At 43.1% G+C, this 12407-nt stretch carries 18 protein-coding genes; 12 read left to right on the top strand and 6 right to left on the bottom strand.

The features are described from left to right. The first annotated feature begins 203 nt into the window (after positions 1–203). The 6 genes from ACTSEZ_RS08175 (at position 204) to ACTSEZ_RS08150 (ending at position 6704) form a co-directional block, all read left to right on the top strand. A complete protein-coding gene (locus ACTSEZ_RS08175) occupies positions 204–3779 on the top strand; it encodes a dynamin family protein (RefSeq protein WP_369733688.1) in 3576 nt (1191 codons plus the stop codon). 177 nt (positions 3780–3956) lie between these two features. Continuing rightward, positions 3957–4232 carry a YpbS family protein gene (locus ACTSEZ_RS08170; RefSeq protein ID WP_369733687.1) on the top strand — a complete coding sequence of 92 codons (276 nt, stop codon included), beginning with the start codon at positions 3957–3959 and terminating at the stop codon, positions 4230–4232. A gap of 68 nt (positions 4233–4300) precedes the next feature. Next, on the top strand, positions 4301–4426 hold the full coding sequence (gene ypzF / locus ACTSEZ_RS08165; RefSeq protein WP_087946327.1) for a protein YpzF: 126 nt from the start codon (positions 4301–4303) through the stop codon (positions 4424–4426). A gap of 320 nt (positions 4427–4746) precedes the next feature. After that, on the top strand, positions 4747–5646 hold the full coding sequence (locus ACTSEZ_RS08160) for a 5'-3' exonuclease (protein WP_369733686.1): 900 nt from the start codon (positions 4747–4749) through the stop codon (positions 5644–5646). 100 nt (positions 5647–5746) lie between these two features. Beyond that, positions 5747–6403, top strand: a complete 657-nt coding sequence (locus tag ACTSEZ_RS08155; RefSeq protein ID WP_369733685.1) for an NAD(P)H-binding protein — start codon at positions 5747–5749, stop codon at positions 6401–6403. 22 nt (positions 6404–6425) lie between these two features. Continuing rightward, a complete protein-coding gene (locus ACTSEZ_RS08150) occupies positions 6426–6704 on the top strand; it encodes a DUF6123 family protein (protein WP_369733684.1) in 279 nt (92 codons plus the stop codon). A 27-nt stretch (positions 6705–6731) separates the two neighbouring features. Here ACTSEZ_RS08150 and ACTSEZ_RS08145 read toward each other — a convergent pair whose 3' ends face one another. Genes ACTSEZ_RS08145 through ACTSEZ_RS08135 form a run of 3 tightly spaced genes read right to left on the bottom strand, consistent with a single transcriptional unit; the run spans position 6732 to position 8716 of the window. Then, positions 6732–7628, bottom strand: coding sequence for a DMT family transporter (locus ACTSEZ_RS08145; protein ID WP_369733683.1), 897 nt, complete (start codon positions 7626–7628; stop codon positions 6732–6734). Further along, positions 7625–8026 (bottom strand): reverse transcriptase-like protein, encoded by a 402-nt coding sequence (locus ACTSEZ_RS08140; protein ID WP_369733682.1) that lies wholly within the window; start codon positions 8024–8026, stop codon positions 7625–7627. Before ACTSEZ_RS08140 ends, ACTSEZ_RS08145 begins: the two co-directional genes overlap by 4 nt. Positions 8027–8038: 12 nt before the next feature. Further along, entirely contained in the window at positions 8039–8716 is a 678-nt protein-coding gene (locus tag ACTSEZ_RS08135; RefSeq protein WP_369733680.1) for a queuosine precursor transporter, read from the bottom strand. Positions 8717–8875: 159 nt separating this feature from the next. Here ACTSEZ_RS08135 and ACTSEZ_RS08130 point away from each other — a divergent pair, with 159 nt between their 5' ends. Beyond that, the gene (locus ACTSEZ_RS08130) at positions 8876–9541 is read left to right on the top strand and encodes a reverse transcriptase-like protein (RefSeq protein WP_369733679.1); all 666 of its coding nucleotides are present in this window, start codon (positions 8876–8878) and stop codon (positions 9539–9541) included. After that, complete coding sequence (locus ACTSEZ_RS08125) at positions 9534–9719, top strand: zinc-finger domain-containing protein (protein WP_282034122.1); 186 nt, start codon at positions 9534–9536, stop codon at positions 9717–9719. The genes ACTSEZ_RS08130 and ACTSEZ_RS08125 overlap by 8 nt, the downstream gene beginning before the upstream one ends. A gap of 38 nt (positions 9720–9757) precedes the next feature. Here ACTSEZ_RS08125 and ACTSEZ_RS08120 read toward each other — a convergent pair whose 3' ends face one another. Then, complete coding sequence (locus tag ACTSEZ_RS08120; RefSeq protein ID WP_369733677.1) at positions 9758–10024, bottom strand: DUF2564 family protein; 267 nt, start codon at positions 10022–10024, stop codon at positions 9758–9760. A 191-nt stretch (positions 10025–10215) separates the two neighbouring features. Between ACTSEZ_RS08120 and ACTSEZ_RS08115 the strand changes: the two genes are divergently transcribed. Then, positions 10216–10422 carry a hypothetical protein gene (locus ACTSEZ_RS08115; RefSeq protein ID WP_029280413.1) on the top strand — a complete coding sequence of 69 codons (207 nt, stop codon included), beginning with the start codon at positions 10216–10218 and terminating at the stop codon, positions 10420–10422. A 57-nt stretch (positions 10423–10479) separates the two neighbouring features. On the opposite strand, the gene cspD is transcribed toward ACTSEZ_RS08115, so the two are convergent. After that, positions 10480–10680: a cold-shock protein CspD gene (cspD, locus tag ACTSEZ_RS08110; RefSeq protein ID WP_029280415.1), complete on the bottom strand. Its 201-nt coding sequence runs from the start codon at positions 10678–10680 to the stop codon at positions 10480–10482. A gap of 238 nt (positions 10681–10918) precedes the next feature. Here cspD and ACTSEZ_RS08105 point away from each other — a divergent pair, with 238 nt between their 5' ends. The 3 genes from ACTSEZ_RS08105 to ACTSEZ_RS08095 all read left to right on the top strand — a co-directional run bounded on the left by ACTSEZ_RS08105 (position 10919) and on the right by ACTSEZ_RS08095 (position 11762). Beyond that, on the top strand, positions 10919–11170 hold the full coding sequence (locus ACTSEZ_RS08105; RefSeq protein WP_320156681.1) for a hypothetical protein: 252 nt from the start codon (positions 10919–10921) through the stop codon (positions 11168–11170). Positions 11171–11239: 69 nt separating this feature from the next. Continuing rightward, positions 11240–11506, top strand: coding sequence for a phosphocarrier protein HPr (locus tag ACTSEZ_RS08100; protein WP_369733675.1), 267 nt, complete (start codon positions 11240–11242; stop codon positions 11504–11506). Positions 11507–11579: 73 nt separating this feature from the next. Further along, positions 11580–11762: a hypothetical protein gene (locus tag ACTSEZ_RS08095; RefSeq protein ID WP_369733674.1), complete on the top strand. Its 183-nt coding sequence runs from the start codon at positions 11580–11582 to the stop codon at positions 11760–11762. A 481-nt stretch (positions 11763–12243) separates the two neighbouring features. Here the strand turns inward: ACTSEZ_RS08095 and ACTSEZ_RS08090 are convergent, their stop codons facing one another. Beyond that, the gene (locus tag ACTSEZ_RS08090) at positions 12244–12399 is read right to left on the bottom strand and encodes a hypothetical protein (protein WP_369733673.1); all 156 of its coding nucleotides are present in this window, start codon (positions 12397–12399) and stop codon (positions 12244–12246) included. Positions 12400–12407: the final 8 nt, after the last annotated feature.

Raw genomic sequence — 12407 nt, 5'->3', positions numbered from 1 at the left:
GGCCATCTGTTATCATTGATTATTTTACGTATTTATTGTAATTTTTCAACCATATTTTTAATAAAAGTTTGTCTTTTTTACGTTTTTATCTGGAGAAAGTTTCATATTCAGGCGTAACTATTTAAAGATTCTCATAATAGGATGGGAAAAAGGCAAAAAATCAAGTAAAATAGCAATATACGCCAGACAAAGGGGTTTAGGGAATGAGTACGAAAACGTTAAAACAGCATCTGCTTCCCAGAACAGCTGCTGTATGGAACAAAATACAGGATGAACCTGAAACAGCCGATAAACTGATTGAGCTGTTCTATAAAATTCAAAAGAATACGAAGCATATTGCTTTTACAGGCCATTTTTCAGCAGGAAAATCAACGATGATCAACACGCTTCTCGGCGAAGAGGTTCTGCCGACAAGCCCGATTCCGACAAGTGCAAATGTCGTGCTGCTTCAAAAGGGTGAAAAATCTGTCATCCTGCATGACACGAAAGGAAACCTGATCAAACTGAAGGGATCCTACTCCATTCAGCAAGTGAAGGACTACTGCAGGCAGGGCAGTGAGGTCTTAAAAATCGAGATAAAAGATGAGTATTTGTCCCTTCAGGAAAACGTTGTGATCATGGACACGCCTGGAATTGATTCCACGGACGCCGCTCACCGAATGGCGACTGAATCCGCTCTGCATCTCGCAGATTTAGTGTTTTATGTGACGGATTACAATCACGTTCAATCCGAAGAAAATGTGGCATTTGTCCACGAAATGATACATAAAGGCAAACAGATTTATTTAATTGTGAATCAAGTTGATAAACACAGGGAAGAGGAAGTAGCCTTCTCTGCATTCAGGACTCAGATTGAAATGACGTTCGAAGCTGCGGGACTGCCTTCAGACCATGTTTTCTATACGTCACTTACGGCTTTAGACCATGAGCATAATCAGCTTTCTTCCGTAAAAAATCTCATCAGCCAAATGATCACTAATGAGGGTCTTGTACAAGAGAATGCCCAAAACACGCTGATCTCATTAACTTCAGACTATCTCGTCCAGAAGGAAGAAGATCTTGAAATGAAGGATATTTCACCAGATGAACTGCTCTCGCAAATCAGCAGTGTTCAAAAAGAACTGGACGCATCCCAAGCTGCATTTAAGACGCTTTCTGACAGCATCAGCTCTGTTTCAGCAGACTTGCGTGATCAGCTGGATTATATCCTTAAAAATGCCAATCTGATTCCATTTGAGACAAGATCAAAGGCTGAAAGGTTTATTGAAGCGTCACTGCCGGGATTTAAGGTGGGGCTGTTCTTCTCAAAAGCGAAAACAGCAGAAGAACAGAAAAAACGGGAAACGGAACTGTTTGAGGACATTTCAGGCCATTTACAGTCTCAAATTGCCTGGCACGTGAATGAACTGCTGAAGAAAAAAGCAGCAGAGCATGAGATCAGCAGCCCTGATTTTCTGCAGAAGCTTCAGGATTTTTCAATCACAACAGATGCTGCACTTTTGCACAGTTCCGTTCAAAAAGGGGCTACGGCCAACGCGCAGTATACGCTCACCTACTCCAATGATTTAAGTGAATCGGTAAAAAAAGAGACAAAAAAACAGGTGCTGCCTTTGATCGAACAGATGGAACAGCATGTGAAAGATCAAAACGCTGCTCAGCTTCAAGAATTATTCTCAGACGTATCGAAACGAAAAGAGAAACTTGAAGCATTAAACGAACTGTACCGCAGACTGATTGGGTTTGAACAGCTGAAAAATGACGTGATGGAGCTTGCCGCACAGGAAAAGCTTCCTGAACTCGACCTTGCCGAGTGGATAAGGAAGCATCCGGAAAAAGCTGCCTCAGAAGGAACGCTTGAGCAAAAGAACGCCGTTAATCGGAAGGTTGAGAAGGAATCTGCTGAAAAGAAACATGTTCAGGATCAAACGGCTGATCAGGCATTTTTTGCAGCCCAGATCGCTGCAGCATCAAATGTACTGACCGGTATTCCGGGCTTTCAGCAGCTTTCGGCCTCCTTAAGGGCAAAAGCAGAGTCCCTTCAGAACAAGTCGTTTACTGTTGCCCTGTTTGGAGCATTCAGTGCAGGAAAATCTTCTTTTGCAAATGCGCTGCTTGGCGAAAAGCTTTTGCCATCATCGCCAACTCCGACAACAGCTGCAATTAATAAAATCAAACCTCCTGCAAAGGATAAACCTCACGGGATGATTGAAGTGACATTTAAGACTGAACGTGCATTTCTGGAGGAGATTGCGGATATTTTCTCCATAGAGGCAGCTTCAGCCGAGGATGCCCGCATGAAACTTGCTGGTATGAAAGGGGACAGCGAGAGGCTTAAGTCTCTTTTACCCCTCTATCAAAAGGCGTTGTCTGTAATCGGTTCGATCAGCGGCAAAACGATTGCTGCAAACAGGGAAGAATATAAAGACTATGTGTCAAATGAGGAAAAAGCGTGCACGGTTGAAGAAGTTGTCATTTATTTTGACAGCCCCCTGACGCAAAGCGGAATTACGATCGTCGATACTCCGGGAGCGGATTCATATAATTCAAGGCACACCGAAGTCGCATTTGATTACATTAAAAATGCGGACGCCATCTTGTTTGTCACCTATTATAATCATCCGTTTTCAAAAGGAGACAGAGAGTTTCTGAAGCAGCTTGGAAGGGTGAAAGACACCTTCTCGATGGATAAAATGTTTTTTATCATCAATGCCATTGACCTTGCAGGAAGCAAAGAAGAAATTGATCTGGTGAAAGACTATATCCGGGACCAGCTTTTGACTCACGAGATCAGGCATCCCCGCCTTTACGGAATATCAAGCATGCAGGAACTTGCTAAAACGGCAGATCCTCTCCAATCTGAATTCAGGGTGATGAAAGAGGAATTCCATCACTTTATGAACCACGATCTTTCAGCTTCCATGATTCAGTCTGCAAAGCTTGAGCTTTCGATTGCAAAGCAGCAGCTGCAGTCGGTCCTTGATGCAGCAGACAGCGATCAGGAGAAAAGAGAACGGGAAATAAAGACGCTGACAGCTCAAAGGGAAAAGGTGCTGTCCATGCTGAATGCAGAAACACAAAATCTCAGGGAGAAACAGCTGGAGCAGGAAGTGAAAGAGCAGCTGTTCTATGTGAAGCAGCGGACGATGCTCAGGTTTCCGGATCTGTTCAAAGAAGCCTTTCATCCGGGAGCATTTGGCGGTTCCAAATCCCCGAAAGAAGTATTGGACGAGTGCTATCAGGATCTTCTTGCTTCCCTTCAGTTTTATGTTCTGCAGGAATTGCAGGCTGTTACTCTGAGGCTTGAGAAGTACGTGCACGGTCTTTTATCTGATGCATTTAAACAGGCGGCAAGAGAAATGCTGATGCACAACGGACAGCTCCGAACTTCCATGCCTGATTTACAAAAGATTGATACACCTAAAATCAGAACGTCTTTGAAAGAACATGTAACAAATGAAGAAAAACAGCCGCTGAAGAAATTTAAAAATACGAAGGCTTTTTTTGAAAAAAATGAGAAAAAGCAAATAAGTGAAGATCTTCAGGAAAAGCTTGCTCTTCCTGTTTCAATTCAGCTGACGGAGAGCGAAAATCAGTTTAAGGCTTATTATGGAGAAAAGCTGAGGGAAGCAAGCAAGGAGCTTACCGGGAATCTCGTCCTCCAGACAGGGTCATTTTATGAAGCGCTTCTTTCAGCATACACGCTTGAAGATATCTCGGCCTATGAGCGGAGTAATGAGGTACTTGAGAAGATTCTTTCTGCAGCAGGTGTCAAGTCATGAAGTCATCCTATCAGGTATGCGCTGCCTGCATACACTTTCAAAGCATCAAGGCTGAAGGGCGGATGATTTACCGCTGCAGCCGGCTCGGATTTGAAACAAAACCTGATTATTCCTTTGACTGCTGGAGTCCAAAGGAGTCAGTAAAAAAACTAATGGAAAAAAGAGGAGATCAACAAGATGAGCAACGTACATGAAGCCATTACGGCACACAGCAAAAAGCAAAATGCCATCGTTACAAAGTTTGCAGCATTAGAGGAGAAAAGAGAGGCGCTGATTGAGACAGCGGTTCTGAAGTGCAGACAATCCGAGCCTTTTTCAGTGAATGGAATAAATGAAGTCACAGCTGAGATCAATGAACTTGCAAAAGGAGGCATTATTCCAACGAGAAAGCACGTTACAGAGGAAATGGTCAAAGAATATGTGCAAAGAAAGTTCGGCCAGTACAGCCAATAACTTCTTCGTGTCAGGCAGCTGCTCCCTGAAGATACTAAAGCTAACCTAACTGAAAAGAGGTGTCAGCTTTGGGAAAAACGAAAAAAGGGAATGCCAACGCACAGCGCAACAACAACGCCAAAGGCTATAATGAAGAATTCGCTTCATACGCAGAAACTGAAGTGAAAAAAATGAACAGCAAAAAAGAGAAATAACCAAACCTGGGAGATCTGAACAGAAATAGATTAGGGTGAATTTGAGTTAAAACTACTCAAATTCACCTTTTTTCATTCATGCTCTTTCGTACGGTATAATCAGCGGCAAGTGCTCAAATGGAATAAGAAACATGCTCTTCAGTACGGTATAATGAGCAGCCAATGTTCAAATCAGATAAGATACAAGTGTTTCCTGCGGAATAACCTCTGCGCTAATGTTTTGTCCCATCCTCTTTTCATGTTTTTCCCTTTCTTCCCGCGAACATAATTATGGTATGATAGAGACAGCGTACTTTTTAGAATAGGAGTTTGATCTCTATATGAATAATAAAAAAGAACATTTGCTGATCGTCGACGGCATGGCTCTCTTATTCAGGGCTTTCTACGCCACAAGCGTTTACGGCAACTTTATGATAAACAGCAAGGGCGTGCCGACAAATGCAGTAAACGGCTTCCTGAAGCATCTGCTCGCATCCGTTAAACATTTTCAGCCGACGCATGTCATCTGCTGCTGGGATATGGGCAGTAAAACATACAGATCTGAGCTTTTTGATCACTATAAAGCCAACCGTCCGGAAGCTCCTGTTGAAATGCTTCCGCAATTTGACCTTGCAAAAAAGGCTGCAGAAGCTTTTAACATTCCGAATGTGGGTCTTGCCGGATATGAAGCGGATGACTGCATCGGGACCATTGCAAAGCTTTATTCTGCTGAAATGAATATTTCCATTCTGACGGGCGACCGTGATCTTCTTCAGCTGCTTGATGAAAACATACAGGTCGTTCTAATGCAGAAAGGAATTGGCCAATATAAAGTGTATACGCCGGATTTCTTTACAGAAGAAACAGGCATACTTCCAGCTCATCTTGTGGATGTGAAAGGACTCATGGGCGACAGCAGCGATAACTATCCAGGAGTTAAAGGAATCGGAGAGAAAACGGCCTACAAGCTGATTGCCAAATACAAGTCAATCGATGTTCTGCTTGAGCGGCTTGAAGAGCTGACGAACGCACAGCGATCAAAGATTGAGCAGGATTTGGACATGCTTCATCTCTCAAGACGTCTTGCAGAAATAGCGTGCGATGTACCTGTTGAATGCACCCTTGAAGAAGCTGTATTTGATGCAGAGCACAGCCGGGCTGCACGTTTAATTGAAGAAATGGAGCTTAGAGGACTGCATGGCTTTTTATCAGATGCATTGAATTCCAGAGAGGCAATGTGACCTCTCTTCTCTTTTACATAATCGGTCCCAAAACGGGAGCAAGCCCTTTGCTTTTGAACCCGTTTCCTTTATGATCCGAAGAAGATTGGAGTGACAAATCATGAAGAAAGCAATGATTGTCGGGGCAAGCGGCCTCATCGGCACGGAGCTGCTCGAGCTGCTGCTCTCATCGAAGCATTATTCAGAAGTGAAGACGGTTACAAGGAAAGCATTGGACCGCAAACATGATAAGCATACGAACATTGTCGTTGACTTTGATCATCTTTCAGCCAGCAAACGTGAATTTGAGGTGGATGACCTTTTCTTATGTCTTGGCACAACCATGAAAAAAGCAAAATCAAAAGAAGCTTTCTATAAAGTTGATTTCGAATATTCAGTGGAGGCTGCAAAGCTTGCAAAACAGCAGGGAGTGAAACGGGTTCTGGCTGTCTCTGCAATAGGTGCTGACAGAGATTCGCTCTTTTACTATAACCGGGTAAAAGGACAAATGGAGGATGCACTCAGAAACCTTGGCCTTCCGTCAGTTATTCTGTTCAGGCCGTCCCTTCTGCTTGGAGACAGACAGGAATTCCGGATGGGGGAAAAACTGGGTGAGTGGCTGTTTAAACTTTTCGGTTTTGTCTTTATAGGCAAACTAAAAACGATGAAGCCTATACATGCGAAAACGGTTGCAAAAGCTATGCTGAAAGAAGCACAGAATAAAGATCCTCTGGTTATCACATTTCAATCTGATGAAATTAAGGATATTGGCTATTAGAACATGCTAAGGCGGGGTATGCTTGCTACATACGATACAATCAGTGACAGATTATTTGCAGCATTTACAGGATAAGGGGTTTCACTTTAAAGAAGATGCCCTCGGATTTATCGAATTCGGAAAGCACTATACAGGCGCAGAAGATAAGCTGGTCATAGCTGCAATCGAGCTGACATTAAAAGCACAAAAAGAATTTGACGGCGCCTTTTTCGTCTCTCTTCTTGAAAGACTGACAAAAGAAAAGGCAAGAAACCGCAGCCAGGCGATGCGGGTAGCAAGGGAACTGAACATTTTAAACTGAAAAATCCCGGAGATCTCCGGGATTTTTTCAATGTGAAGCAATCGATTCTTTTTTTCGCGCAGGCTTCCATTCTGCCATCAGCATGGCAGAAAGAATGAGCACACAGCCGAATAGACCGGCTGAAGAGAGGCGCTCACCTGCGAAGAAATAGGCAGTCAGCGCTGCAAATACAGGCTCAGATGCGTAAATGAGGGCAACTCTGGATGCTGTCGTATACTGCTGAAGCTTTGTTTGAACAAAAAAAGCAAAAGCTGTTGCAAAAAAGGCTGTAATGAACAGGGCTAAAAGCACGTCCGCAGTCAGCATTTTTCCCGGATCCGGCACACGTTCAAAAAGGCCGGACGCTGAAAAACTCAGAACAGAAACAGTAAACAATTGGACGATGGTCAAAAGCCAGGCATCGTGCTGTCCCGAGAACTTTCCCGTAAACAGAATATGCAGCGCAAAAGCAAGGGCGCAGCAGAAAACGAGCAAGTCACCCTGGTTGAGCGATGAAAAGCCGCTGAATGTCAAAAAATACAGACCTGCTGTGCCAACCGCCGCAGCGGCATAAACCGTTTTCCTTGCCGTTTCCTTAAGAATCCAGATGGAAAGCAGGGGAACAATCATCACGCTCAGACCCGTAATAAATCCTGCTTTAGAAGAAGTTGTATACAAAAGGCCGACTGTCTGAAAAGCATAGCCGAGAAAGAGAAACACTCCCAATGTGACACCGGCGGCAACTGAACGTTTCGAAGGAACCAGACGCGTCATTTTCCTGCCAATCAAAGCAACAAGCACGGCAGCAAGGAAAAAACGGACGCCGTTAAAAAAATGAGGGGGCATAAACTGAATCGCTTTTTGAACAATTACAAAAGTAGACCCCCATATGCATGCCACAAGAAGCAGGCTGATGTCGGCTGTGAGAGATGATTTAAGCTTCATCCGTTATCGCTTCCGTTCATCCGGATCGCTTTTCTCGCCAGCTCATCAGCAACCGTGTTCTGCTTACTTGGAATCCATTTAATGAAAAAGAGATCAAATCCGCTTTTCAGCTCCAGAACTCTCTCAAGCAGCGGAACAAAGGAAGGGTTCTTCACATACTCTTTTTCTACAGCCCGCTCAACAAGCTGGGAGTCAGTTCTTACGGAAATGATGGAAAAACCTTTCTCCAGGCAAATTTCAAGGCTTTTTATCAATGCATGATACTCAGCTTCATGATTTGTCATTTTTCCAAGAGGCACGGCAAACTGCTCGCCCTTGCCATGTCCTTTTATGAAGATCCCTGCTCCGGAAGGGCCCGGGTCTCCGGCACTGGCACCATCCACATAAACTTCAATCATTTCTTTCTCTCCTCATTCCGCAGGTTTTATTCTTTTGGCCAGATAAGCAAATGGTGTATCAATAATAGCAACGACAAATTTAATCAGATAAGTCGTTATAAAAATCTGAATCCAGATGTCAAACGGATAGACGCCCAAAAAGGCAATCGATGTGAAAATAAGGGTGTCAAGAAGCTGGCTGATCATCGTGCTTCCATTATTTCTGATCCACAGCAGCCTGTCAGATGGAAACTTCCGTCTGAGCCATGAGTAAATTGCCACATCTGCATACTGGCTGATAATAAAGGCTGCAAGGCTCCCGATGGCAATACGCGGAATCATATCAAAAATCGTCTTTAATGCCCCTTGTGCCATGTCCGTTTCATCAGGCTGGAACATGAGGACACCCTGCATAATAACGGTAAGGGAAATTAATGTTGCAAAACCCAGCCAGACGGCTTTTTTTGCTTCTTTTTCACCGTATTTTTCATTGATGATATCTGTTACTAAAAAGGCAGTACCATACATGATATTCCCCATCGTAGCTGTTAATCCGAAGATCTCGATCGTTTTGACTACCTGAAGGTTGGCTGCAACGGTCGAAAAACCGATCCAGACAAATAATCCGCTTTTGCCGAAAAGTTTATAAAATAGCAGAACAATGATAAAATTAATGAATGCAAATCCGATCCACAATAATTCGTTTGGCATATAAAATCTCCTTGCTGATATAATTTAGGAAGGTTTTTTTTGTGAAGACTTTTCCCTTACTATGTATTAAGCCGAATATGATTATAGCATATTGAATACAATTGCCGGTACAAGCAAGACTACTTATAACAAGGAACCATGAAGTCAGGAGTGAAAATTGTGAAATATCACATTCAATGGATGTATAAGACCCCGAAAAAGCAGAGAGTCCTGTTCAGCTCGGATGAAACGGATCTTGAGACTGCCATCAGCATAGGAGAAGATGCCGAAAAAACAGGGAGAGCCCAGTCACTTGAATTTATTGATTCCAGAGGCACTTCATGGACACTTAAAGAACTTAAGAAACTTAAACTCGAAGTTGTGCATGAACCAACTGATGTAGAAGCTTTTTTTGACGGGAATTATAACAAGCTGTCAAAAGAAGCGGGACTTGGTGCCGTGATTTACTATACAATAAACGGAAAACGATCAAGAATGAGATACAGCCAAAAAGCGGAAGCTCTTTCTAACAATGAAGCAGAATACATGGCCTTTTACTTTCTGGTCCAAAAGCTTGAAGAGCTTGGCGTGCAGCATCAGGACGTCACATTTAAAGGAGACTCCCAGGTCGTTCTCAATCAGCTTTCGGGAGAGTGGCCCTGCTATGAAGAAGCATACTCCCGCTGGCTTGATAAAATAGAAAAAGCACTCAAAAAGAGAAATATCCGCCCAATCTGCGTTCCGGTCGCCAGAAAAGACAATGCCGAGGCGGACAAACTTGCAGGACAGGGCCTAAGCGGCATAAAGGTTGCAAGTGAATGGACGGCGGGTGATCAAGATGAATGAGAGAGACAAAAAACAAATCGTCCATGAAATAGATGAGCTGAATGATACATACTGCTCAGACTGTCTTCTCAAAAAGCTCTTCAGAAAAGAACGCGGGAAAAAAGCAGCACATGCATTTTGCATCGGAGAATGCACAGTAGGGCAAAAGATGAAGGAGTACGGCAAAAAACTTGTCTAGAGAAACAGAGAAAAATCCGCTGAATTCAGCGGATTTTTTTATTTTTTCGCTTCATTGAGCTGATGCTCGCATTGCAGCAAAAGCTCTTGCTGATTGCTTAAAAACGGCTGATCAACGCCTGTCTCTCCGGCTGTCTGGTAAATGGCTTTTGCATCCTGCAAAGCTTTTTCTGCGTTCTGGATAGCTTCCGGATCCATGCTCATCGTAGCAGAGCCCGTCATTTTCTGTGCAGCAGCAACTGCCATTTCAAGCTGCTTTAAGTTGTTGAATCCGCTGATAAGACCTGTGTGATTAATTTGATCCAAGTCCTCACCTCCACATCTTTATCGTTCGACAACCTTCTTAAAATATACATCGAAAAAATAGGACGAAAGAAACTGGAAGGAATTTCTCTAAAATAAAAATTCGTTAAAAAGAAGGAATTTGTTCTTTATTGAAGAATAACTGTAGATTAGGATGAACCTTTTTGACTATGCCGCAGGGGAGGGTGACAGCAATGAAGACAACAATCAAAATCAATGATGATATAAAGCAGGCTTTTTACGAAATATATGGCGATTTAGATATGCTTTTGTTCATGGCAAAAAACGGCAGCGTGTTTAACCAGTTTGAGGTAAAAAGGATTGAAGGGAAGCTGAAGCAGAACTTAAAGGCTGTGGAATTTTTAATTGTCAGCCAGGATTTAACGAAAGAAAGAGGCTGAGATATCTCAGCCTCTTTCTTGCATTCGTATATGATCAATTATAATGTACGTTTGTAATTATAGTTTCACTACGTTAGCAGCTTGTGGTCCACGGTTGCCTTCAACGATTTCGAAAGAAACTTCCTGTCCTTCTTCAAGAGACTTGTAGCCGTCTCCCTCGATAGCTGAGAAATGTACAAATACATCGTCTCCGCCTTCAACTTCGATAAAACCGAAACCTTTTTCGTTGTTGAACCATTTAACTTTACCGTTTTGCATAGTACTTTATCCTCCTAATACTGTAGCACAGGTGTTGCTACCTGGAAATATTTTTATCAATCAGCGAATATGTATGCGCAAACAAAGTTTGGAAAAACGATGTTTCACTAACTATTAGCTAAATGATGCTTTTAATATACACTATTGGAAATTTGTCGTCAAGTTGCCTATAGATTTTTACGGAAATTTCAGATATTTTATTTATAGGTGGAATAACTTGTAAAGGGATGTGGGAAACGTGTACAAAACAAGCATTGGAAACATGCAGGTTATTTTTAAAAAAGACCGAAAAATGAGCGATGACCGTTTTCTGCAGGCATGCAGCCAGCTCGAAACACTTGAATCTCTGCTTGACTTCGAGCATGAAAGACTGATTCTCATTAAAGATGCCCTTCAGAACACCATCATCGTAGAAAAAAAGAACACGCAAATCTGCACCATTTATCTGCACAGCTACATTACCAACGAAGAAATCATTAAGCTTGCTTAAAAAACAGTTCCCTTTTGGTCAAAAACGATTATAATATTTCTTTGTAGAATGAGGAGAGGGGAAAGAAAGATGCAGCAGAAGAAATTTAAAATTACAAGCGAGTCAGGCATACATGCACGTCCTGCAACATCTCTTGTCAATGCAGTCAACTCTTTTACAGCAGATGTGAACCTGGAAGCGAACGGACGCAAGGTTAACTTAAAATCAATTATGGGTGTTATGTCACTCGGCATTGGAAAAGGAACAACCATTACCGTATCAGCCGAAGGCGACGACGAAAAAGAAGCCATCGAAGCAGTAGAGCGTGTCATCATTGCAGAACAGCTTGGCGCCTGATCATGAAAATCTCCTGGAAACAGGAGATTTTTTTAATGGCAGGAAATACTATACCTGAATGGAGGCGAAAAAGATGAAGGAAAAAAAATACCCATCTTACCTTGGAAGCGAAGAAACAACACGCGCCAATGACGGCATAAATGAAGCATTCTATGACAACGGGGATAAAATGCAAGTCCCGCTCTATATGAACAATGAAACAGCGGCTATTACGATTGACAGAGGGAGAAATGAGCAGGCTGATCCTGAAGAGTAAAGCTGCATATAAATTGGTTTCAGCAAAAGAGAGGCGCCGCTCGGGTGAGTGGCGCCTCCAAACGGTTTTAACACGAAGAAAAGTGGCGTCACTCCAGAGAGTGGTGCAACATATTGGTTTCAGAGTGAAAGTAAGTGGCATTACTCGTGTGAGTGACGCCACAAACAGGTCTCATGAGCGAAGGAAAGTGGCATCACTCTGGTGAGAGACGCCACAAACAGAACTCATGCGCGAAGGAAAGTGGCATCACTTCGGCGAGAGAAGCCACAAACAGAACTCATGCGCGAAGGAAAGTGGCATCACTCCGGTGAGAGACGCCACAAACAGAACTCATGCGCGAAGGAAAGTGGCATCACTTCGGTAAGTAGCGCCACAAACATGCCTCATGCGAGAAGAAAAGTAACATCACTCCTGTGAAAAGCGCCTTAAAAAAAGTATGCAGAAAGAAAACCAGCTGACGCGGCAGCTGGTTTCACCATCCTTATTTCCCATCAGTCTTTGATTTCTGGTCTTTGTTGCGTTTGTTTCCCTTGCTGTTGTCTCCTGAAATGATTTCCTGGCCGAATTCTTCCTGGAGGTGTCCTCTTTCAGGGGAGTTGCCGTTTGCGCTGCCTTGTTTGTTGTATTTTTTTGTCATTGTGTTTT

Source organism: Metabacillus mesotrionivorans, from assembly GCF_052171315.1.
In the GTDB taxonomy this organism is placed as follows: Bacteria; Bacillota; Bacilli; order Bacillales; family Bacillaceae; genus Bacillus_P.
Note: the sequence above shows the minus strand (reverse complement) of the source record. Positions and strands in the feature narration are given on the sequence as shown.